Genomic DNA, 22,139 nt, shown 5'->3' on the forward strand with positions numbered 1-22,139 from the left:
TCAGTGTGGCGCACCGGGGAGGCCACGGGGCGGCCGCGCCGCCGTCCGGGGATGGGCACTTCACCCCATCGGAACCTGTGGACGACCGCCGTCCGAGGGGGTCTGCTTGGCTACTGTGTCGCGCGTGCCAGAGAACCCACCCCGCCCGGTAGCCCCCGGGTCCGCTCCCATGCGTCCCGCGGCGGTGATCGCCGCCGTCGGGGTCCACCTGCCCGAGCGCGTGGTCGACGTGCGCGAGGCGGAGCGCGCGCTCGCGGAGCGCAACCCGGGCGCGGCGCCGCGCGTGCCGATGGTCTCGCGCCTCACGGGCGTGCGGCAGGTCCGCGTGCTCCCCGACGACTGGGACGCCTCCGACCTCGCCGTCGCGGCCGCGGAGAAGCTGCTCGCGACCCAGGGCCTCGCGCCCGACGACGTCGACCTGCTGCTCTTCGCGTCGGCGAGCCAGGACATGGTCGAGCCCGCGACGAGCCACATCGTCGCCGCGAAGCTCGGGGTCCGGGCGCCCGTCATGGACGTCAAGAACGCGTGCAACTCCGTGCTCAACGCCATCGAGGTCGCCGAGGCGCTCGTCGCGACGGGCCGGTACGGCACCGTGCTCGTCGCGTGCGGGGAGGCGCCGTCGCGCGCCGTGCGCTGGGACGTCCCCGACCGCGCGACCTACCTGCTCTCCGCCCCGGGCTACACCATGTCCGACGCCGGGGCCGCCGTCCTCGTGCGCCGCACCACCGCGGCGGAGGCCGACGCGCGCGACGGCTCCGGCGCCCCCGCGCCCCGCGGCATCCTCGCGAGCGCGTTCGGCGCCGAGTCGACGCACTGGGACGTCGGCATGCTCCCCGGGGGCGGCACCGCGCACCCCCGCGACCTCGAGCGCACCTACTTCGAGATCGACGGGTCGCGGCTCCGGGACGCGTTCCTCGCGCTCGGGCCGGGGGTCGTCCTCGACGCGCTCGGCCGTGCGGGGCTCACGTGGGACGACGTCGCGCTCGTCGCCGTGCACCAGGTCGCCGTCGCCTACCTCGACGACGTGCACGCCGCGCTCGGCCTGCCGACCGGCCGCACGCTCGTCACCGTCGCCGACCACGGCAACGTCGCCTCCGCGACGCTCCCGCTCCAGCTCGCGACCGCGCTCGAGACGGGCCGGGTCGGGCCGGGCGACGTCGTCGTGCTCGTCGGCCTCGCGGGCGGCATCAGCATCGGCGCGACGGTGGTGCGGCTGTGAGCACCCGGCGGTTCACGCGAGGAGTGGCGAGCACGCAGCGGCTCGCCGTCGTGGTGCCCGCGCGCGACGAGGCGCACGGGATCGTCGCGACGCTGGAGGCGCTGCGCGACCAGCAGGACACGGACTTCGACCTCGTCGTCGTGGACAACGGGTCGTCGGACGGCACGGGCGACCTGGCGCGCGCGACCGCGGCGGCGTGGGGCATGACGCGGTGGCGCGTCGTCGACGAGCCGCAGAAGGGCACGGGCGCGGCGGCCGACACGGGGATGCGGGCGGCGATCGCGCAGGGCGCGACGCACCTCGCGCGCACCGACGCCGACTGCCTGCCGCTGCCCGACTGGACCCGACGCGTGCGCGCCGCGTTCGCGAGCGGGCACGACCTCGTCGCGGGACGGCTCGTGCCGCGCACCGACGACCGCCCGGTCTCGCGCGTCCAGCAGGGCGTGCTCTCCGCGGCGGTGAGCGTCGCGAGCACGTTCGGGCGCTTCCGCCCCGGCAACCAGGACCCGTCCTACCTCGGGCCCTACGTCATGGCGCCGGGCTGCAACATGGCGATCACGGCGGCGCTGTACGAGGCGGCGGGCGGGTTCCCGCGCACCGCGATCGAGGACGTCCACGAGGACCGGGCGCTCGTCAACGCGGTGCGCCGCCTCACGCGGCGGTACGGCGCGCACCGCGACGTCGTCGTGCGGGCCTCCACGCGCCGGGCGCACGCGTGGGGCCTCGTCCGCACGCTCGGCTGGTATGCCGACCACCGCTACCGGCCCGAGCTCGTGGACATCCGATGACCGGCACGGCGCTGGCCCCCGCGCCCGCCGGGCTCGCCGCGGCGATGCGTTGGGAGGAGAGGGTCCAGCGCGGGGCGCACCCGCTCGTCTACCCGGCGATCCGGGCCCTGCGGCACCGCGGCCCGGTCGTGCGCGTCCCCGGGATCGGGGTGGTCGTGTCCGACGCCGCGACGGCGCGCGCCGTGCTGCTCGACAGCGAGCACTTCTCCAAGGTGGGCCCGGGGTCGCCGTCGGACCTGTGGACGCCCGTGCTCGGCCCGTCCGTGCTCCTCAACATGGAGGGGGCCGACCACGCGCGCCTGCGCCGGGCGCTGTCGGGTCTCTTCACGCCCCGAGCGGTGCGCGACCTCGTCGCGGTGAGCGTGCCCGACGTCCTCGCAGGCCTCGCTCCGCGGCTGCTCGCGGGCGAACGAGTCGACCTCGTGGCGGAGACGGCGACCATGGCCGGGACGGTCGTCTGCGCGATGACCGGGCTGCCCCCGACGGACGCCGCCGTCCGTGAGGCGATGACCGCCGCGCAGTCCGTGGTCGGGCTCGTGCGCCTGCACCGGCGCAGCCTCACGCCCAGCCAGGTGCGGCACGCGCGCGCCGTCCTCGCACGGCTGTCCGCGCCGGCGCGCGACGCGTACCGCGCGGGGGACCCCGCGACCGTCCCCGGGCGCATGCGCGAGCTCGGGCTCTCGGAGGACGAGGCGCTCGGCGCCGTCGGCGCGTTCGTCCTCACGGGCACCGAGACCATCCAGTCGTTCGTGCCGCGCCTCGTGGCGCTCACCGCGGACACCGGCTGGCTCGACCGGCTCCTCGCGGCCGACCCCGGCGCAGGGCCGGAGGCCGCCGCGCTGCGCGGCCGCGTCGTCGAGGAGGCGCTGCGCGTCACGGCACCGACCCCCGCGATGCTGCGCTCGGTGCGCACCGACGCGACCGTGGGCGACGTCCGCGTCCGCGCGGGGGACCGGGTCGTGATCGCGACGATCTCCTGCTGCAAGGACGCCGGCCCCTTCGACCCGGACGCCCCCGTCGACCCGGCGGTGCGGCACCTGTGGTTCGGCGCCGGACCGCACTTCTGCCTCGGCATGCCGCTCGCCGTCGCGCAGGTGGACGCGGTGCTGGACGCGCTGCGTCCCGTCGTCACCGCGGGGCGGAGCATCGAGGTCGTCGACCGCGCCGTCGCGCGCGGGGTGCTCATCCCGGCGTACCGCTCGCTCGTCGTGCGGGCGGTCGGCGGCGAGGTGCGCGCGCCGGGTCCGGTCGCCGAGTCGGCCGCGTCGTCGGCGGGGGAGGCGGCGTGACCGTGCCCGACGCCGTCCCCCGCCACCTGCTCGCCCCGATCCTCGCCCGCGGGGCCGCCGGGCACGCGTCCGCCGACGCGGTCGCGCTCCGGCGCTGGACGCGGCCGGGCCGCCGCGGTGCGCGCGTGCGCGAGGAGGTCACGTACGCCGACCTCGCGCGGCGCGTCGAGGCGACCGCGACGGCGCTCGCGGCCGACGGCCTCGCGCCGGGCGACCGCGCCCTGTTCTCGGTGCGGCCCCGGCCGGAGGGCGTCGTGCTCGCGTTCGGGGTGGTCCGGGCGGGCGGGACCGTCGTCTTCGTCGACCCCGGCTCGACGCCGGAGCTCTTCGCCGCGCGCGTGGGTGCGGCCGGGCCGTCGCTAGCGACGACCGAGTCGCTCCTCTACGCCGTCTCGCGCGGGCCGCTGCGCCGTCTGGCCCGGTCACGGGGCCTGCTCCTGCCCGACTACGCGAGCCTCCCGCTGCGGCACGTGCACGCCGGCCCGTGGCTCCCCGGGGTGCCGCGCGGCTCGCGCGCCGCCCGCCGCCTCGCCGCGAGCCCGGTCGACCGCGCGGCGCTGCCGCCGCTCGATCCGGACCGTGAGGCGCTCACCGTCTTCACGTCCGGCACGACGGCGCAGCCGAAGGCCGTCGTGCACACGGCCGGGTCGCTGCTCGCCGGGTGCGACCTGCTGCGCGACGTGTTCGCGCTCGCGCCGGGCGACGTCGTGCACACCGACCAGATGCTGCTCGGCGTCCCGGCGCTGCTGGCGGGCGCCACGTGGTCCGTGCCGGCCGACCCGCCGGGCCGCGACATCACGACCTTCGCGCGCCAGCTCGACGGCGCCGCAGGCACGTACCTCGTGCCCGCGGACGTCACGGCGCTGCTCGACGCGATCGAGGCCGGGGCGGTGCCCGCGCACGGGCCGCGCGTCGCGCTCGTCGGCGGCGCTCCCGTGACCCGCGCGCTCCTGGAGCGCGCGACGCGCGTGCTGCCCGGCACGCGGTGGGTCGCGGTGTACGGGATGACCGAGATCCTGCCGGTCGCGGTGGTCGAGGCCCGCGCGAAGCTCGCGTACGCGGGCGACGGCGACCTCGTCGGCGCGCCGCTGCCCGGCACGGTCGCGCGGCTCGACCCGGTCGAGGACGAGGAACCCGAGGACGGCCGCGACGACGGCGTCGGGGAGCCCGGGCACGAGGACGGCGTCGGGGAGCTCGTGCTGTCCGGGCCGTCGCTCATGGCGGGCTACCTGCACGACCTCGACGCCCCCGCCCGGGGCGCGGGCGCACGGGCCGCAGAGCACCGCACCGGCGACCTCGCGCGCCTCGACGACGCGGGGCGGCTCGTCCTCGTCGGCCGCACGCGGGACATGATCATCCGCGGCACGACGAACATCTACCCCGGCCTCTACGAGCCGCGCGTCGCGGCGCTCGACGGCGTCGGCGAGGCGCTGCTCGTGGGGGTGCCCCAGGTGGACGGCGACGAGCGGGTCGCGCTCGTCGTCACCTCGGCGTCGGAAGACTCTCGGCCGGACGCGGGCACCGGGACCGACCCTCGGCCCGACGCCGGTGCGGCGGTGCATCTGGACCCGCACCACCCGCTCGTGGACCGGGTGCGCACCGCGCTGCCGAGCGTTCTCGACCACGACGCGCTGCCCGACGTCGTGCTGCACGCCGACCGCGTGCCGCTCGCCGGTCGCTCGCGCAAGCCCGACCGGGCCGCGCTCTCGCGCGCCGCCGCGCAGTTGGTGGCCGCCGCGCCGCTCGGGAGCGCCGCGCCGACCGTGCCCGCCGCTCCGGCCGGACCCGTCGAGCCGGTGGTAGCCGCCGCGTCGACCGCCGTCGGCCGAGACACGCCCGGCACCCGCGCGTGAGGGTCGTCGTCACCGGGGCGTCGGGGTTCGTCGGCGGAGCGGTCGCGCGCGGGCTGGTCGCCGACGGCCACGAGGTCTGGACGTCCTCCCGCCGCGACCCGGCGGTCGACGGCGCCCGGCACCTCGCCTGGGACCTCACCACCGGTCCGCTCGCCGACCCGCCCACGGTGGACGCCGTCGTGCACGCGGGCGCCGCCGTGTCCGACTGGTGCGCGCTCGACGTCGCGCGCGCCACGAACGTCGCCGGGACGCTCGCAGTCCGCGACACGTTCCCCGACGCCCGGTTCGTGCACGTCTCGTCCGGCAGCGTGTACGACCCGTACCGCCCGAGCGTCCGCGCCCGCGAGGACGAGGCGCCGGTCGCCCGGTACCTCGACGCCTACGGCACGACGAAGGCAGAGGCCGAACGCGCGCTCGCCCGCGACGTCGCGCGGCACCCGGACCGAGGCGCTGTCGTCGTGCTGCGCCCGCACGCCGTCTACGGGCCGGGCGACACGACGCTCCTGCCGCGCGTCGAGGCCGCCGTACGGGGCGGACGGCTCGTCCTGCCCGGCGGCGGACGCGTGCTCCAGTCCCTGACCCACGTGGGCACGCTGCTCGCCGCGGTACGCGCCGCCGTCGTGCTGCCCGACACCGCGGCCCGCGCGCCCGCCGCGGGGGACGGCGCGGCTGGAGGCCCGCTCGTCGTGAACGTCGCCGACGCCGAGCCGGTGGTGCTGCGCGACGCGCTCGCCGCCGCGCTGCGCCGCCGCGGTACCGCCGTGCGGGTCGTCGCCGTCCCGGTCCGCCCCGCCTGGGCGCTCGCGGGCGCGGTCGAGACGGTCGCCCGGCGGCTGCGTCGCCGCGAGCCGCCGCGCCTGACCCGGTACGCGCTGAGCCACCTCGCGATGGAACGCACCTACGACCTCGCGGTCCTGCGCGACGTCCTGGGCGTCGACCCGCCCCCGACGTCGTTCGCCGGGGCGCACGCGTGGTGAGCGATGCACCGGTGCTCGCCCCGTCCTTCGACCCGGTCGTGGGGGACGTCCGCCCGGCGTGCCGGACGCGCGCCCCGCGGCACGGTCGGGCAGGGTGAGGGACGAGACCTGGAGCAGAGAGGACCGACGATGTCGCAGCACGCCCGGACCGAGGCCGAGGACGCACGCCGCGGGGGGTGGCCCGGCGCCGAGACGCCGGCGGAGGCCCCCTGGTGGACGCGCTCGGTCGTCTACCAGGTGTACCCGCGCTCGTTCCAGGACACCGACGGCGACGGCATCGGGGACCTCCCCGGGATCACGCGACGCCTCGATCACCTGGAGCGGCTGGGCGTCGACGTCGTGTGGCTGTCCCCGGTGTACCGGTCGCCGCAGGCGGACAACGGCTACGACATCAGCGACTACGAGGACGTCGACCCGCTGTTCGGGTCGCTCGCGGACCTCGACACCCTGATCGAGGGGCTGCACGCGCGCGGGATGAAGCTCGTCATGGACCTCGTCGTCAACCACACGAGCGACGAGCACCCGTGGTTCGTCGAGTCGCGCTCGTCCGCGCAGAGCCCGCGGCGCGACTGGTACTGGTGGCGTCCCGCGCGCGAGGGCATGGAGCCCGGCGCCCCGGGCGCCGAGCCGACGAACTGGCGCTCGTTCTTCGGGGGCAGCGCGTGGCGGTTCGACGAGGCCTCGGGCGAGTACTACCTGCACCTGTTCGACACCAAGCAGCCGGACCTCAACTGGGAGAACCCCGACGTCCGCGAGGCGGTCTACGCGATGATGCGGCGGTGGCTCGACCGCGGCGTCGACGGCTTCCGCATGGACGTCATCAACCTCATCTCCAAGGACGTCGCGCCCGACGGCTCGCTGCCCGACGGCGAGGTGCACTGGGGCACGTACGGGGACGGGAGCCCGCACTACACGGACGGCCCGCGCGTGCACGAGTTCCTCGCCGAGATGCACCGAGAGGTGTTCGCGCCGTACCTCGCCCGGGGCCGGGAGATCCTCACGGTGGGGGAGACGCCGGGCGTGACGGTCGAGCACGGCGTGCGGTACACCGACCCGGACCGTCGCGAGGTCGACATGGTGTTCCAGTTCGAGCACATGGGCATCGACCACGGCGCGACCCGGTACGACCCGGTCCGGTGGAACCTCGCCGACCTCAAGGCGACCCTCGGCCGGTGGCAGGCGGGCCTCGCCCACCGGGGCTGGAACGCCCTCTACTGGGACAACCACGACCAGCCGCGCGTCGTCTCGCGGTTCGGCGACGACTCCCCGGAGCACCGCGTCGCCTCGGCGAAGGCGCTCGCCCTCCTGCTGCACCTGCACCGCGGGACGCCCTACGTCTACCAGGGCGAGGAGCTCGCCATGACGAACGCGCCGTTCACGCGGATCGAGCAGTACCAGGACGTCGAGTCGCTCGGGTACTTCCGCGAGCTCACCGGTCGCACGGGCGCCCCGCGCCTGCGGACCGACGGGGAGATGCTCGCCGTGCTCGCGCACGCGAGCCGCGACCACGCCCGCACGCCCGTGCAGTGGGACGCGAGCGCGAACGCCGGCTTCACGACGGGGACGCCGTGGCTCGAGGTCAACCCGAACCACACGACGATCAACGCGGAGGCCGCCTGGGCCGACGAGGACTCCGTGGTGCACTTCTACCGGCGGCTCGTCGCGCTGCGCCGGGAGGAGCCGGTCGTCGCGCTCGGCGACTTCCGCATGCTGCTGCCCGACCACGAGGCGGTCTACGCGTTCACGCGCGCCCTCGACGCTCCCGGGCCCGACGGCACGACCGTCCGGGACGAGCTCCTCGTGCTCGTCAACGTCGGCGGCGTCCCGCAGGACGTCCCGGTCGGGACGCTCGCGGGCTGGGAGGCGGCGTCGGTCCTCGTGACCACGCACCCCGGGCGGGCCGACGACGGCGCCCGGCCGGGCGCCGTCGGGCACCTGGAGCCGTGGGAGGGACGGGTGCTCCGGCGCACCGGGCCGCGCCCCGCACGTCCCAGTGCGTGAGACGGCCGCCTCGACACGTGACATCACCGGGACATGGGCGTACAGTCCCAGACGTGCAGACGATCCTCCTTGTAGTACTTCCTGAGCGCGCCGGCTGAGGCCACGCCACCAGGCTTCGTCAGCGCGCTCACCCCTCGTCCAGCCCGGCATCCCGGGTTCGAGGGGTTTTTTGTTGCCACCACAACGCCATCAGCACGGCAGACAGACCGCGGCAGGCCTACCCGGCCACCGCGAGCGCCGCACCCGCGAGACCCGCGAGGACCGGCACCCGCACACCGCGACCAGCACGACCGCACCACCACGGTCGGCTCCGGCTCCCGGCGGAGCGCCCCACGGGGCGCCCGCCGGGCCGAGGCCACGACACGCAGGAGACACCATGGCCCAGGGTCCCACCCCGGCACCTCCGCGACAGGGCGCCCCGGCGCCCGCCGCCGCGGCGCCGAAGCCCGCCCCGACACCCGCGTCGGTCGCCCCGCGCGGCGACGTCCGGCGCGCAGCCACGGCTCGCCCGGCCACCGCCTCGAACGGCGCCCCGACGGGCGAGGAGATGACGGGCGCGCAGTCGATCGTCCGCTCGCTCGAGGAGGCCGGTGCCGAGGTCGTCTTCGGCATCCCGGGTGGTGCGATCCTCCCGACGTACGACCCGCTCATGGACTCCCAGCGCCTGCGCCACATCCTCGTGCGCCACGAGCAGGGCGGCGGCCACGCGGCGCAGGGCTACGCCCACGCGACCGGCCGCGTCGGTGTCACGATGGCGACGTCGGGCCCGGGCGCGACGAACCTCGTGACCCCGATCGCCGACGCGAACATGGACTCGATCCCGCTCGTCGCGATCACGGGCCAGGTCGCCGAGTCGATGATCGGCACCGACGGCTTCCAGGAGGCGGACATCGTCGGCATCACGATGCCGATCACCAAGCACTCCTACCTGGTCACCGACCCGGACGACATCCCGCGCACCATCGCCGAGGCGTTCCACATCGCCTCGACCGGCCGCCCGGGCCCGGTGCTCGTCGACATCGCGAAGTCGGCGATGCAGTCCCGCACCACGTTCTCCTGGCCGCAGGACGTGCAGCTGCCCGGCTACCACCCGGTGACTAAGCCGCACAGCAAGCAGATCAAGGAGGCCGCGCGCCTGCTCGCGACGGCCCGCCGCCCGGTCCTGTACGTGGGCGGCGGCGTGATCCGCGCGAACGCGTCGGCCGAGCTGCGCCGCCTCGTCGACCTGTCGGGCGCGCCCGTCGTGACGACGCTCATGGCGCGCGGCGCGGTGCCCGACACGCACCCCCAGAACCTCGGCATGCCCGGCATGCACGGCACCGTGCCGGCCGTGGCGGCGCTGCAGAAGGCCGACCTCGTCGTGTCGCTCGGCGCCCGCTTCGACGACCGCGTCACCGGCGCGCTGTCGAGCTTCGCCCCGCACGCGCAGGTGGTGCACGCCGACATCGACCCCGCGGAGATCGGCAAGAACCGCGACGTGGACGTGCCGATCGTCGGCGACCTCAAGGAGGTCATCACCGACCTGCTGCCGGAGCTCGAGCGTGAGCACGAGGCCAAGGGCAAGCCGGACGTCGAGGCCTGGTGGCGCCAGATCGACGACTGGCGCGAGACGTACCCGCTCGGCTACACGGAGCCCGACGACGGCCACCTCGCCCCGCAGCACGTCATCTCCCGCCTGGGCGAGATCTCGGGCCCCGAGTCGATCTACGTCGCGGGCGTCGGGCAGCACCAGATGTGGGCGGCCCAGTTCATCCGCTACGAGCACCCGCGGACGTGGCTCAACTCCGGCGGCCTCGGCACCATGGGCTTCTCGATCCCGGCGGCCATGGGCGCGAAGGTCGGACGCCCCGACGCCACGGTGTGGGCGATCGACGGCGACGGCTGCTTCCAGATGACCAACCAGGAGCTCGCCACCTGCACGATCAACGAGATCCCCATCAAGGTCGCGCTGATCAACAACAGCTCGCTCGGCATGGTGCGCCAGTGGCAGACGCTGTTCTACGACCAGCGCTACTCGAACACGGACCTGCACACCGGCCACGGCACGGCGCGCGTGCCCGACTTCGTCAAGCTCGCCGACGCGTACGGGTGCGAGGGCATCCGCGTCGAGTCGATGGGCGAGGTGGACGCCGCGATCAAGCGCGCGATGGAGATCGACGACCGCCCGGTCGTCATCGACTTCAACGTCTCGCGCGACGCGATGGTGTGGCCGATGGTCGCCGCCGGCGTGAGCAACGACGACATCCAGTACGCGCGGGGCATCTCGCCCGCCTGGGACCGGGAGGACTGAGCGAAATGCAGCGGAGGTTGAGGGCCGCAGCGAAGCAAGGCACTCGGCTGCAGCGCAATGCAGCCTCGATCCGACCCCTGTCCCTGGAGGACTGACCGATGTCCCGCCACACCCTCTCCGTGCTCGTCGAGAACAAGCCCGGCGTGCTGACGCGCGTCGCGGGCCTGTTCGCCCGCCGTGCCTTCAACATCCACTCCCTCGCCGTCGGCCCCACCGAGCACGAGGAGATCTCGCGCATCACCGTGGTCGTCGACGTGGAGGAGCGCCCGCTCGAGCAGGTGACGAAGCAGCTCAACAAGCTGGTCAACGTCATCAAGATCGTCGAGCTCGACTCGTCCGCGTCGGTCCAGCGCGAGCTCCTGCTCGTCAAGGTGCGTGCCGACGGCGCCCACCGCACCGGCGTGCTCGAGGTCGTCAACCTGTTCCGCGCGAAGGTGGTCGACGTCGTCCCCGACGCCGTGACCATCGAGGCGACGGGCACGGGGGAGAAGCTCGACGCGCTGCTCGGGGCCCTCGAGCCCTACGGCGTGCGCGAGATCGTGAAGTCGGGGACCGTCGCCGTCGGGCGCGGGTCCCGCTCCATCACGGACCGCGCGCTGGAACGCGTCGTCCGCTCCGCCTGACCATCGCCTACCCTCGCACCGAGACCCCCGTGGGCGTCGGCGCGCACCGGTCGCCGTTCCGCGCGACACCGCAACAGACCCCTGCACCGCAACGAAGAACCGAGGAGATCCATCGTGGCTGAGCTGTTCTACGACGACGACGCCGACCTGTCCATCATCCAGAGCAAGAAGGTCGCGATCGTCGGCTACGGGAGCCAGGGCCACGCGCACGCCCAGAACCTGCGCGACTCGGGCGTCGAGGTCGTCGTCGCCCTGCGCGAGGGCTCCAAGTCCGTCGCGAAGGCCCAGGACGAGGGCTTCGAGGTCAAGTCCGTGGCGGACGCCGCCGCGTGGGCCGACCTGATCATGATCCTCGCGCCGGACCAGCACCAGCGCTCGATCTACAACGACGAGATCAAGCCGAACCTCGCCACGGGCAAGACGCTCGCGTTCGCGCACGGGTTCAACATCCGCTTCGGCTACATCGAGGCCCCCGAGGGCGTCGACGTCATCCTCGTCGCCCCGAAGGCGCCGGGCCACACGGTGCGCCGCGAGTTCGTCGCGGGCCGCGGCATCCCGGACATCATCGCCGTCGAGAAGGACGCGTCGGGCCAGGCCTGGGACGTCGCGCTGTCGTACGCGAAGGCGATCGGCGGCACGCGTGCGGGCGTCATCAAGACGACGTTCACCGAGGAGACCGAGACCGACCTGTTCGGCGAGCAGGCCGTGCTCTGCGGCGGTGTGTCGCAGCTCGTCCAGTACGGCTTCGAGACGCTGACCGAGGCCGGCTACCAGCCGGAGATCGCGTACTTCGAGGTGCTGCACGAGCTCAAGCTCATCGTCGACCTCATGTGGGAGGGCGGCATCGCCAAGCAGCGCTGGTCCGTCTCGGACACCGCCGAGTACGGCGACTACGTCTCCGGCCCGCGCGTCATCGACGCCCGCGTCAAGGAGAACATGCAGGGCGTCCTCGCCGACATCCAGTCGGGCGCGTTCGCCAAGCGCTTCATCGACGACCAGGACGCCGGCGCGCCGGAGTTCACGGCGCTCCGCGAGAAGGCCGCGCAGCACCCGATCGAGAAGGTCGGCAAGGAGCTGCGGTCGCTGTTCGCGTGGAAGCAGCAGGACGCCGACTACACCGAGGGCAGCGCCGCACGCTGATCCTCGACTTCTGAGCTCGGCTCACCTCTGGGGGTGGGTGACCCCTGTCGCGCGACAGGGGTCACCCACCCCTTCGTCGTCCCACCGGCCCGGCCGGCCGTTCGTCGTCGCGTCGCGACCGGCCGACGACCGGTGGGCGGGCGGTGCGGGTGGTGCGCGGCCCCGTGCGCCAGGATGGGGGGCATGACCCGACAGGCGGACGAGGGAGACCCGGTGACGGACGACGTGACGGTGGACGAGCGGGCGGCGGAGATCCTGGCGTTCTGGGAGCTGGCGCGGCCCAGCGCGGGCATGGCGCGGCTCGGCGTCGTCACGGGCACCACGGTGTCCGAGAGCGTGCCGCCTCCGGCGTGGTCGTTCGGGGACAACCCGGCGCTGGCCGACGACCTGCTCATGGCGGTGCTCACGGGGGAGAAGACGGCGACATCGTCGGCGCTGTGGGAGTACGAGGAGACGGGCGAGGCGGTGCCGCGGGTCGGCGAGCTGTCGATCCTGCTCGACGGCGCGGGCCACCCGCGCGCGCTGATCCGCACGACGTCGGTCGAGGTGGTCGCGTTCGAGGACGTCGACGCGGACTTCGCGCACGCGGAGGGCGAGGACGACCGGTCGCTGGAGTCGTGGCGCGTCGAGCACGAGAAGTACTTCCGTCGCGTCCTGTCGCGCGAGTTCGCGCCGGACATGCCGCTGGTGTGCGAGCGGTTCGAGCTGCGCTACCCGCGCTGAGCGCGGCGAGGATGAGCGGTGGCCGGCCGTGCCACGGTCGGCCGGCCACCGCTCGCGAGGTAGGTGAAGAGGACTACCCCGGGACGGTGGGCGCGACGACCGGGTGGTCCGGTCGTCCCGCGGCGGCGAGCAGGAGGGTGCGCACGTCCTCGGCGACGACGGAGCGCGCGCCGCGCAGGACGGCGAGCTCGGGGACGGCGCTCGCGACGACCGCTCCCGTCCGCTGGTCGGTGCCGCGCAGGACGGCGGCGGTCGCCTCGGCGAGCGGCGCACCGCACGCGACGCCCGTCGGCCCGCCGAGCACGACGGCGTCCGGCTCGAGGATGGCGACGACGGGCTGGAGGACGATCGCGACGCGGAGCGCGAGGTCCTGCACGAGGTCGTGCACCGCGGTGCTGTCGCGGTGCGCGGCGAGGGCGGCGACGGCGTCGCCGTAGGAGGAGCCCTCCTCGGTGATGCCGGGGACCCCCGCGCGGGCGCACAGCTCGACGAGGCGGAGACCGCCGACGAGGTCCTGCACGTTGACCGAGTCGTCGATGCCGGCGGCGGGGACGGGGAGGTAGCCGATCTCACCGGCGCCACCCGCGGTGCCGTGGTGCACGCGGCCCTCGAGCCACGCGCCCATGCCGATGCCCTCGCCCAGCCACAGCAGCGCGAAGCTCTCCTCGTCGCGGCCGGCGTCGCGCTCGGCGATCGCGGCGAGGTTGACGTCGTTCTCGACGTGGACGTCGATGCCGAGCGCGTCCTGGAGGTGCGCGCGCAGCCCGCGGCGCGGCCAGCCGGGGAGCTCCCCGACGAGGGCGATGTCGCCGGTGCGCGGCGCGACGGCGGCCTGCACGCCGACGACCGCGGTCGCGACGCGGGAGACGGGGATGCCGGCGTCGGCGCAGGCCTCGTCGCGCGCGGCGAGGACGTCGGCGGCTGCCGAGCGCTCGGGACCGGCGGTGACGGTCGTCTCGCCGAGCGTGCGGCCGAGCGCGTCGACGACGCTGGCGCGCACCCCGGCGGGCACGACGTCGAGCGCGAGTCCCACGACGACGTCGGTCCGGGCGGCGTACTGCGTGGCCTGGGGGCCGCGCGCGCCCTGCACGGAGCCGGTGGGCTCGATGAGTCCCGACTGCTCGAGCCGTGCGACGATCTGGGAGGCGGTCGGTCGCGAGACGCCGGTGCGGTCACCGATCTGGGACCGGGTCAGCGGCCCGACGTCGAGGAGGAGCTCCAGGGCCGCGCGGTCGTTGATGGTGCGCAGGAGCCCCGGGGTGCCGGGAACCCTCGACGTGGCGGGCGCGGTCATGGTCGGTCCTTCGACGGGCTTTAGGAAAGTTTACTAATAGTGGACCGGCTGCGCGCGGAACGCAACTCGACGCCCGTCCGAGACGTGAGACCACCGTCCCGAAGGGTGGCGGCGCGGCGTAGGCTCGCCGGCATGACGCGCACCATTGATCTGGCAGTCGTGGCCGGCGACGGCATCGGGACCGAGGTCGTCGAGCAGGGGCTCGCCGTGCTCGAGGCCGCCGTGGCCGGCTCGGACGTGAAGGTCTCCACGACGCCGTTCGACCTGGGTGCGCGCCGCTGGCACGCCACGGGGGAGACGCTCACCGACGCGGACCTCGACGCGATCCGCGGGCACGACGCGATCCTCCTGGGCGCGATCGGCGACCCGAGCGTCCCGTCCGGCGTCCTCGAGCGCGGCCTGCTGCTCAAGCTGCGCTTCGCGCTCGACCACTACGTCAACCTCCGCCCGGGCAAGCTGTACCCGGGCGTCACGTCGCCGCTCGCCGACCCGGGCGAGATCGACTTCGTCGTCGTGCGCGAGGGCACCGAGGGCCCGTACGTCGGCAACGGCGGCTCGCTGCGCACCGGCACGCCGCACGAGATCGCGACCGAGGTCTCCCTCAACACGGCGTTCGGCGTCGAGCGGGTCGTGCGCGACGCGTTCGCCCGCGCCCAGGCGCGTCCGCGCAAGCACCTCACGCTCGTGCACAAGCACAACGTCCTCGTGCACGCGGGCCACCTGTGGCGTCGCACGGTCGAGGCCGTCAACGCGGAGTTCCCCGACGTCACGACCGACTACCTGCACGTCGACGCCGCGACGATCTTCCTCACGACGAAGCCCTCGCGCTTCGACGTGATCGTCACCGACAACCTGTTCGGCGACATCCTCACCGACCAGGCCGCCGCGATCACGGGCGGGATCGGCCTCGCCGCGTCCGCGAACATCAACCCCGACCGCACCGCGCCGTCGATGTTCGAGCCCGTGCACGGCTCGGCACCGGACATCGCCGGGCAGGGCAAGGCCGACCCGACCGCCACGGTGCTGTCGGTCGCGCTGCTCCTCGACCACCTGGGCCTCGGCGACGAGGCGCGGCGCGTCGAGGCGGCCGTCGCCGCCGACCTCGCCGAGCGGGGGAGCCGAGTACGCTCGACGGCCGAGGTGGGCCGCGAGCTCGCCGCTCGCGTCGCCGGCTGACACGCCGTCACGGGCCCCTCGCGGGCCCGGGCACCGGTTCGCCGCAGTCCCCGCACCTCGGTCGTCATCGCCCCAGGACCGGATCCCTCCCGTTCTGACCCGGTGGCGCCCCGCGTCGTCGTGCCCTCGCGCGGATCCCCGCACGAGCCGCACCGGCGTGGAAAACTAGGCGGAGACCACCCGGGTCGCCAGGTGAAAGGCCTCATGATGAGCACCCTCGCAGCGCAGCACCAGCCGTCCTCCTCGGCGGAGGACCTCGTCGCCCTGTTCGACGTCCGCCCCACGGACTCCCCGACGCCGCCCGCCGAGCGCGAGGCCGCCATCGCGGCCCCGAAGTTCGGCACCGTCTTCACGGACCACATGGCGCGGATCAGCTGGAACTCGACCGACGGGTGGGTCGACCGCCGCATCGAGAGGTACGGCCCGCTCCTCCTGGACCCGGCGACCGCCGTCCTGCACTACGCGCAGGAGATCTTCGAGGGCATGAAGGCGTACCGCCACGCCGACGGTTCGGTGTGGACGTTCCGGCCCGAGGCCAATGCCGCGCGCTTCGCCCGGTCGGCGCACCGCCTCGCGCTGCCCGCGCTGTCGGTGGACGACTTCGTCGGCTCGATCACCGCGCTCGTGCGCACGGACGTGGACTGGGTCCCGTCGGGCGAGGAGGCGAGCCTCTACCTGCGCCCGTTCATGTACGCCTCGGAGGCGTTCCTCGGCGTGCGCCCGTCGCTCGAGGCGGAGTACCTCGTCATCGCGTCGCCCGTCGGCCCGTACTTCTCGGGCGGCGTGAAGCCCGTGTCCATCTGGGTGGACCGCGAGTACAGCCGCGCCGGCGCGGGCGGCACCGGCGACGCGAAGTGCGGCGGCAACTACGCCTCGAGCCTGCTCCCGCAGGTGGTCGCGCAGCAGCACGGGTGCGAGCAGGTGTGCTTCCTCGACTCCGCGACGCGCACCTTCCTCGAGGAGCTCGGCGGCATGAACGTGTTCGTCGTCAAGGCCGACGGCTCGGTCGAGACGCCGGAGCTCAGCGGCTCGATCCTCGAGGGCGTGACGCGCTCGTCGATCATCCGCCTCCTCACCGACCGCGGGCACGAGGTCGTCGAGCGCCGCATCCCGCTGACCGACGTCCTCGCCGGGATCCGGGACGGCTCCGTCACGGAGGTCTTCGCGTGCGGCACGGCCGCCGTGATCACGCCGATCGGCCGGCTCGCCGGCTCGGACTTCGACCACACGATCGGCACCGGCGAGGCGGGCTCGCTGACCATGACGATCCGCACCGAGCTCACGGACATCCAGACCGGTCGCGCCGCCGACCGCCACGGCTGGCTCCGCCGGCTCGCCTGAGCGTCGGCTCGCCCGAGCCGGCCGGGACGACACGGGGCGCCCCTCCCGCGGGAGGGGCGCCCCGTCGTCGTACGGACTGCGGCGCGGTGGGTCTGCCCGGGTGCTCCGGGTCAGACGACGGGCGCGGGCCGCGCGACGATCGTCCGCCCCGCGACGCCCGCGAGCAGCGACCACACCGCGACGCCGATGAGCAGGTTGATGAGCCCGGACAGCGCCGCCGCGGTGACGTCGCTCGACCACGCGAACGGCAGGACGGCGATCGCCACCACGACGAGCGCCATGATCCAGCCGAAGAACGCGCGCGGCCGGGGCGTGCTGAGGATGAGCAGGTGCAGCACCCCGGCGGCGAGCAGCGCGAGGATCGCGCCGTCGATCGCCCACGCCGCCTGGCGCGACCCCGTGGCGAAGAGGTCGGGCGGCGGGACGAGGGTGATCGCGAAGATGCGCTCGAAGATGATCACGCCGAGCAGCCCGATGAGGGCGGCGACGAGCGCGGTCGCGGCGGCTCCCGCCCAGAACCGGCCGGCCTCGACCGTGAGGCGCGGGTCCGCCGGGCTCACGGGGGTGCGGGGCTCGGGGAACTGGGCCTGCGGGTCCGTCGGGCGGATCGCCGGGGGCGGGGACTGCGGGGGGACCGGCGGCTGGCCGTAGCGCCGCGTCGGAGGGTTCTGCGGGTCGTAACCGCCCGGGGTCGGGTCGCTCATCGTCACTCCTCGCTCGGTCGCCGTCGCGCCGGCGGGCGGCGGGCGGCTCAGTGGATGGACGCTCTGGTCCATCCTGGCGGAACCTGTGGCACCATGTGCCCTGTGACACACCTCGTCTCCCAGCTCATTATCGAGTAGCGCGCCCGGTAGCACCCACCGGACGCGCAGACCTCCCGCACCCTCGGGGGGTTTTTTTGTTGCTGGGCACCACCTCCGCCCGGCGGCACGGACGCCGGGCCCACCGCCTCACGAGGGCCCCGCCCGGCGTCGGGAGACGCACCGCAGGGGCGGGCGCAGCGACGCCCGCGACACGACGAACGGCAGGAAGAGGCACCATGACCTCGGCGACGACCCCCGTGACCGGCCCCCACGAGCCCCGGGTCTTCCACGTCTACGACACGACCCTGCGCGACGGCGCGCAGCAGGAGGGCATGAACCTCTCCGTCGCCGACAAGCTCGCCATCGCCCCGCTGCTCGACGAGCTCGGCGTCGGTTTCATCGAGGGCGGCTGGCCGGGCGCCGTGCCCAAGGACACCGAGTTCTTCCGCCGCGCGGCCAAGGAGCTCGACCTGCGCCGGGCGGTGCTCGCGGCGTTCGGCGCGACGCGCAAGGCCGGGCTGCGGGCCTGGGACGACCCGCAGGTGCGCGCGCTCGTCGACTCCGAGGCGCCGGTGGTCACGCTGGTCGCGAAGTCCGACGTCCGGCACGTCGAGCGCGCGCTGCGCACGACGCCCGACGAGGGTCTCGCGATGATCACCGACACGGTGTCGTTCCTCGTGGGCGAGGGGCGCCGGGTCGTCGTCGACGCCGAGCACTTCTTCGACGGCTACCGGTACGACGCCGCGTTCACGCGCGCGGCCGTGCAGGCCGCGTTCGAGGCGGGCGCCGAGGTCGTCGCGCTGTGCGACACGAACGGCGGCATGCTGCCCACGTGGGTCGCCGAGACCGTCGCGGAGCTGCGCGACGCCGTCGGGCTCCCGCACGGGCGCGACGCGCTGCCGGGGGACGCGCTGCTCGGGATGCACGCGCACAACGACTCGGGCTGCGCCGTCGCGAACACGCTCGCCGCCGTCGAGGCGGGCGCCGCGCACGTGCAGGGCACGGTGAACGGGTACGGGGAGCGCACGGGCAACGTCGACCTGCTCACGGTCGTGGCGAACCTCGAGCTCAAGCACGGGGTGCGCACGCTCACGGGCGAGGGCCTGGAGGAGGCGACGCGCATCTCGCACGCGATCAGCGAGATCACGAACATCTCCCCGTACGCGCGCCAGCCGTACGTCGGGGCGAGCGCCTTCGCGCACAAGGCGGGCCTGCACGCGAGCGCCATCAAGGTCGACCCGGACCTGTACCAGCACATCGACCCGACGGCGGTGGGCAACGACATCCGCATGCTCGTCTCCGACATGGCGGGCCGGGCGTCGATCGAGCTCAAGGGGCGCGAGCTCGGGTTCGACCTGTCGGGCCAGGGCGACCTCCTCACCCGCGTGACGAACCGGGTCAAGGACGACGAGGCGCGCGGCTACACGTACGAGGCCGCCGACGCGTCGTTCGAGCTGCTGCTGCGCGAGGAGATCGCGGGGGAGCGCCCGCCGTACTTCCGGGTCGAGAGCTGGCGCACGATCGTCGAGCGCGCCGGGTCGCGCGGCACCGAGGCGACGGCGGAGGCGACCGTCAAGCTGCACGCCGGGGGCGAGCGCATCGTCTCCACGGGCGAGGGCAACGGCCCCGTCAACGCGCTCGACCACGCGCTGCGGCTCGCGCTCGGGCGCGTCTACCCGGAGATCGAGGTGTTCGAGCTCATCGACTTCAAGGTGCGCATCCTCGACACCGAGCAGGGCACGGACGCCATCACGCGCGTGCTAATCGAGACGACCGACGGCTCGACGTCGTGGTCGACGGTCGGCGTCGGGCCCAACCTCATCGAGGCGGCCTGGGAGGCGCTCACCGACTCGGCGATCTACGGGTTGGTCCACGCGGGCGTCGAGCCGCGCTGAGCCGGAGGTGCGCGCGTCGGGCTTAGGGTGGACGCGTGCGTGGTGAGTACAAGGTCCCCGGTGGCAAGCTCGTGGCGGTCGACGTCGAGGTGGAGGCCGGGCGGCTCGCCCGGGTCGCGGTCAGCGGCGACTTCTTCCTCGAGCCGGACGGCGCGCTCGAGGACATCGACGGCGCCCTGACGGGGATGCCGGAGACGGCGACGGTCGCGCAGCTCGCGAGCGCCGTGCAGGCCGCGCTCGGCCCCGACGTGACGATGGTCGGGTTCTCGCCCGAGGCGGTCGCGATCGCGGTGCGCCGGGCGCTCGGCCGGGCGACGGGGTGGGGCGACCACACGTTCGAGATCGTGCACGAGGGGCCCGAGGAGCCGGCGATGCACCTCGCGCTCGACCAGGTGCTCACGGAGGAGCTCGACGAGGGCCGTCGCGGCCCCACGCTGCGGATCTGGGAGTGGGCGTCGCCCGCGGTGATCATCGGCTCGTTCCAGTCGCTGCGCAACGAGGTCGACCCGGAGGGCGCGGAGAGGCACGGGGTGACGGTCGTGCGGCGGATCTCGGGCGGGGGTGCGATGTTCGTCGAGCCCGGGAACACCATCACCTACTCGCTGTACGTGCCGGGGTCGCTCGTCGAGGGGCTCAGCTTCGAGCGCTCGTACGCGTTCCTCGACGACTGGGTGCTGGGCGCCCTCGCCGACCTGGGCGTGGAGGCGACGTACAAGCCGCTCAACGACATCGCGTCGCCGGCCGGCAAGATCGCGGGCGCGGCGCAGAAGCGCCTGCGCGGGGGTGCGGTGCTCCACCACGTGACCATGGCGTACGACATCGACGCCGACAAGATGACCGAGGTGCTGCGCATCGGGCGCGAGAAGCTCTCGGACAAGGGCACCACGAGCGCCAACAAGCGCGTCGACCCGGTGCGCTCGCAGACGGGCATGGCGCGCGAGGACGTCATCGAGGCGTTCAAGGACCACTTCCGCTCGCGGTACCGCACGGTCGAGGGTGCGGTCACCCCCGAGGAGCGCGAGCGCGCGCAGGAGCTCGCGCGGACGAAGTTCTCCACGCCGGAGTGGACCGCGCGCGTCCCGTGACGCGCGGGGTGCTGCGCGGGGACGTGCGCGGCCGGCGCGGGAGTGTGACGCCCGCCCGCGGGCAGGGCCCCGCGGCCTGAGCGGTCGCCAGAGCCGGGCGACGCCCGGCGATTGTTAAGAACGTGCAACATCTGCCGCCGTGGCTTCCGTTCGCGCACGCGTGGCAGTAATCTCCACACATACGTCCACTGATGGAAGTAAGTTTCACACCGCGGGAGCCGACCGGCCGCGCGGGACCGTCAGGACACACGACCCGGCCGTTCCCCCGACGGCCGACCAGAAAGGAAGTGTCACGGCATGCAGCGACGCAGCACGGTGGCCGTCACGGGCACCCTCGTCCTCGCGCTCGGCCTGGCCGCGTGCAGCTCCGGCGGCGGGTCCGGCTCCGAGAGGACCGGTGGCGACGACGCGACCGACTTCTCGGGCGAGACCCTCACCGTCTGGATCATGGAGGGCACCAACCCCGACGCGGACGCGTTCTTCGACGAGGTGACGACCGCGTTCAAGGACGAGACCGGCGCCGACCTCCAGATCGAGTTCCAGCCGTGGGCCAGCGCCCACGACAAGTTCACGACCGCCATCGCCGGCGGCACGACGCCGGACGTCGCCGAGGTGGGCACCACCTGGACGGGCGAGTTCGCGGACGTCGGCGCGCTCGCCGACCTCTCCGACCGCATCGCGGACGCCGGCCTCGAGGACGACCTCGTCCCCGGGCTCGTCGAGTCCGCGACCCTCGACGGCGGCGTCTACGGCATGCCGTGGTACGCGGGCGTGCGCTCGGTCGTCTACCGCGCCGACCTCTTCGAGGCCGCGGGCATCGAGACCCCGACGTCGTGGGACGAGCTCGTCGCCGCGGCGGACGCGCTCAAGGCGGCGAACCCGGAGATCATCCCGTTCCCCGTCGCGGGCGACAGCCAGTACGGCGCCATGCCGTTCGTCTGGGGCGCGGGCGGTGACCTCGCGGTGAAGGACGGCGACACCTGGACGTCGGAGATCAGCTCGCCGGAGTCGGTCGAGGGCCTCGAGTTCTACACCGGCCTCGCGACCGAGCACGGCTTCTCGACCGCCGCCGCGACGACGTGGAAGGAGACGGACCTCCTCGCCGCGTTCGAGCAGGGCCAGGTCGGCATGATGATCTCCGGCAGCTGGACGCCGGGCAAGATCCTCGCCGACGTCCCGGACATGGAGGGCAAGATCGGCGCCTTCCCGATCCCCGGCCAGACCGAGGGCCTGTCCGACTCGTTCCTCGGCGGCTCGCACCTCGGCGTCTTCGAGGCCAGCGAGAAGCAGGACCTCGCGTGGAAGTTCGTCGAGATGATGACGACCGGCGAGTTCGCGCAGGCGTGGGGCGAGCAGTCCGGCTACTTCCCGGGCCAGACGTCGCTCCTCGAGAAGGTCATCGAGGAGGACGACCCGATCGTCGCGCCGTTCGCCCAGCAGATGGTCGAGGCCGGCCGCTCGGTCCCGGTCACGCCGCTCTACGGCCAGATCCAGGGCAAGAAGACGCTGGAGACGATGCTCCAGTCCGTCCTGTCGGGCAGCGCGACCGTCCAGGAGGCCGCCGACACCGCGGCCGCCGACATGGACGAGACGTTCGGCTCCTGACCTGACGCGTCCGGCCGCGGGCAGCCCGCCCGCGGCC

The 22,139-nt window shown here is 74.3% G+C and carries 17 protein-coding genes; 15 read left to right on the forward strand and 2 right to left on the reverse strand.

Annotation, left to right across the window (positions count from 1 at the left end; all coding sequences use genetic code 11):
• Positions 1-169 precede the first annotated feature (169 nt).
• The 10 genes from ACI769_RS07565 to ACI769_RS07610 all read left to right on the forward strand — a co-directional run bounded on the left by ACI769_RS07565 (position 170) and on the right by ACI769_RS07610 (position 12,903).
• Positions 170-1,219, forward strand: coding sequence for a 3-oxoacyl-ACP synthase III family protein (locus tag ACI769_RS07565; protein ID WP_085387615.1), 1,050 nt, complete (start codon positions 170-172; stop codon positions 1,217-1,219).
• Positions 1,216-2,007: a glycosyltransferase family 2 protein gene (locus ACI769_RS07570; protein WP_232322531.1), complete on the forward strand. Its 792-nt coding sequence runs from the start codon at positions 1,216-1,218 to the stop codon at positions 2,005-2,007. The genes ACI769_RS07565 and ACI769_RS07570 overlap by 4 nt, the downstream gene beginning before the upstream one ends.
• A complete protein-coding gene (locus ACI769_RS07575) occupies positions 2,004-3,296 on the forward strand; it encodes a cytochrome P450 (RefSeq protein WP_198163044.1) in 1,293 nt (430 codons plus the stop codon). The genes ACI769_RS07570 and ACI769_RS07575 overlap by 4 nt, the downstream gene beginning before the upstream one ends.
• A complete protein-coding gene (locus tag ACI769_RS07580; RefSeq protein ID WP_198163045.1) occupies positions 3,293-5,149 on the forward strand; it encodes a class I adenylate-forming enzyme family protein in 1,857 nt (618 codons plus the stop codon). Before ACI769_RS07575 ends, ACI769_RS07580 begins: the two co-directional genes overlap by 4 nt.
• Positions 5,146-6,126 carry an NAD(P)-dependent oxidoreductase gene (locus ACI769_RS07585; RefSeq protein WP_085387616.1) on the forward strand — a complete coding sequence of 327 codons (981 nt, stop codon included), beginning with the start codon at positions 5,146-5,148 and terminating at the stop codon, positions 6,124-6,126. The genes ACI769_RS07580 and ACI769_RS07585 overlap by 4 nt, the downstream gene beginning before the upstream one ends.
• Before the next feature lie 129 nt (positions 6,127-6,255).
• Positions 6,256-8,127, forward strand: a complete 1,872-nt coding sequence (locus ACI769_RS07590; protein ID WP_085387617.1) for an alpha-glucosidase — start codon at positions 6,256-6,258, stop codon at positions 8,125-8,127.
• Between the two features lie 376 nt (positions 8,128-8,503).
• Positions 8,504-10,417 (forward strand): acetolactate synthase large subunit, encoded by a 1,914-nt coding sequence (locus tag ACI769_RS07595; RefSeq protein WP_409141435.1) that lies wholly within the window; start codon positions 8,504-8,506, stop codon positions 10,415-10,417.
• Between the two features lie 98 nt (positions 10,418-10,515).
• Positions 10,516-11,040, forward strand: a complete 525-nt coding sequence (gene ilvN / locus ACI769_RS07600; RefSeq protein ID WP_021481958.1) for an acetolactate synthase small subunit — start codon at positions 10,516-10,518, stop codon at positions 11,038-11,040.
• Positions 11,041-11,154: 114 nt separating this feature from the next.
• Positions 11,155-12,180, forward strand: coding sequence for a ketol-acid reductoisomerase (gene ilvC, locus ACI769_RS07605; protein ID WP_021481959.1), 1,026 nt, complete (start codon positions 11,155-11,157; stop codon positions 12,178-12,180).
• A gap of 183 nt (positions 12,181-12,363) precedes the next feature.
• Positions 12,364-12,903: an ASCH domain-containing protein gene (locus tag ACI769_RS07610; RefSeq protein ID WP_021481960.1), complete on the forward strand. Its 540-nt coding sequence runs from the start codon at positions 12,364-12,366 to the stop codon at positions 12,901-12,903.
• A 73-nt stretch (positions 12,904-12,976) separates the two neighbouring features.
• On the opposite strand, the gene ACI769_RS07615 is transcribed toward ACI769_RS07610, so the two are convergent.
• Positions 12,977-14,197 carry an ROK family transcriptional regulator gene (locus ACI769_RS07615; protein WP_354807425.1) on the reverse strand — a complete coding sequence of 407 codons (1,221 nt, stop codon included), beginning with the start codon at positions 14,195-14,197 and terminating at the stop codon, positions 12,977-12,979.
• A gap of 132 nt (positions 14,198-14,329) precedes the next feature.
• Between ACI769_RS07615 and ACI769_RS07620 the strand changes: the two genes are divergently transcribed.
• Both ACI769_RS07620 and ACI769_RS07625 read left to right on the forward strand, forming a co-directional pair.
• Positions 14,330-15,373: a 3-isopropylmalate dehydrogenase gene (locus tag ACI769_RS07620; protein ID WP_076405733.1), complete on the forward strand. Its 1,044-nt coding sequence runs from the start codon at positions 14,330-14,332 to the stop codon at positions 15,371-15,373.
• 207 nt (positions 15,374-15,580) lie between these two features.
• Positions 15,581-16,714 (forward strand): branched-chain amino acid aminotransferase, encoded by a 1,134-nt coding sequence (locus ACI769_RS07625; RefSeq protein ID WP_031317075.1) that lies wholly within the window; start codon positions 15,581-15,583, stop codon positions 16,712-16,714.
• A 110-nt stretch (positions 16,715-16,824) separates the two neighbouring features.
• On the opposite strand, the gene ACI769_RS07630 is transcribed toward ACI769_RS07625, so the two are convergent.
• On the reverse strand, positions 16,825-17,418 hold the full coding sequence (locus tag ACI769_RS07630) for a hypothetical protein (protein WP_051028087.1): 594 nt from the start codon (positions 17,416-17,418) through the stop codon (positions 16,825-16,827).
• Between the two features lie 335 nt (positions 17,419-17,753).
• On the opposite strand from ACI769_RS07630, the gene cimA reads away from it, so the two are divergent.
• From cimA to ACI769_RS07645, 3 genes are all read left to right on the forward strand, one after another.
• Positions 17,754-19,412, forward strand: coding sequence for a citramalate synthase (cimA, locus tag ACI769_RS07635; protein ID WP_021481987.1), 1,659 nt, complete (start codon positions 17,754-17,756; stop codon positions 19,410-19,412).
• 35 nt (positions 19,413-19,447) lie between these two features.
• On the forward strand, positions 19,448-20,497 hold the full coding sequence (locus ACI769_RS07640; RefSeq protein ID WP_021481986.1) for a biotin/lipoate A/B protein ligase family protein: 1,050 nt from the start codon (positions 19,448-19,450) through the stop codon (positions 20,495-20,497).
• Positions 20,498-20,794: 297 nt separating this feature from the next.
• A complete protein-coding gene (locus ACI769_RS07645) occupies positions 20,795-22,102 on the forward strand; it encodes a sugar ABC transporter substrate-binding protein (RefSeq protein WP_409141436.1) in 1,308 nt (435 codons plus the stop codon).
• The last annotated feature ends 37 nt before the right edge of the window (positions 22,103-22,139 follow it).

This window comes from Cellulosimicrobium sp. RS (assembly GCF_046159675.1).
Classification (GTDB): domain Bacteria; phylum Actinomycetota; class Actinomycetes; order Actinomycetales; family Cellulomonadaceae; genus Cellulosimicrobium; species Cellulosimicrobium funkei.

Coding starts and splice junctions, on each gene's coding strand:
- ACI769_RS07565 (WP_085387615.1), top strand. CDS start 170: ATGCGTCCCGCGGCGGTGATCGCCGCCGTCGGGGTCCACCTGCCCGAG.
- ACI769_RS07575 (WP_198163044.1), top strand. CDS start 2,004: ATGACCGGCACGGCGCTGGCCCCCGCGCCCGCCGGGCTCGCCGCGGCG.
- ACI769_RS07590 (WP_085387617.1), top strand. CDS start 6,256: ATGTCGCAGCACGCCCGGACCGAGGCCGAGGACGCACGCCGCGGGGGG.
- ACI769_RS07595 (WP_409141435.1), top strand. CDS start 8,504: ATGGCCCAGGGTCCCACCCCGGCACCTCCGCGACAGGGCGCCCCGGCG.
- ilvN (WP_021481958.1), top strand. CDS start 10,516: ATGTCCCGCCACACCCTCTCCGTGCTCGTCGAGAACAAGCCCGGCGTG.
- ACI769_RS07610 (WP_021481960.1), top strand. CDS start 12,364: ATGACCCGACAGGCGGACGAGGGAGACCCGGTGACGGACGACGTGACG.
- ACI769_RS07615 (WP_354807425.1), bottom strand. CDS start 14,197: ATGACCGCGCCCGCCACGTCGAGGGTTCCCGGCACCCCGGGGCTCCTG.
- ACI769_RS07620 (WP_076405733.1), top strand. CDS start 14,330: ATGACGCGCACCATTGATCTGGCAGTCGTGGCCGGCGACGGCATCGGG.
- ACI769_RS07625 (WP_031317075.1), top strand. CDS start 15,581: ATGAGCACCCTCGCAGCGCAGCACCAGCCGTCCTCCTCGGCGGAGGAC.
- ACI769_RS07630 (WP_051028087.1), bottom strand. CDS start 17,418: ATGAGCGACCCGACCCCGGGCGGTTACGACCCGCAGAACCCTCCGACG.
- cimA (WP_021481987.1), top strand. CDS start 17,754: ATGACCTCGGCGACGACCCCCGTGACCGGCCCCCACGAGCCCCGGGTC.
- ACI769_RS07645 (WP_409141436.1), top strand. CDS start 20,795: ATGCAGCGACGCAGCACGGTGGCCGTCACGGGCACCCTCGTCCTCGCG.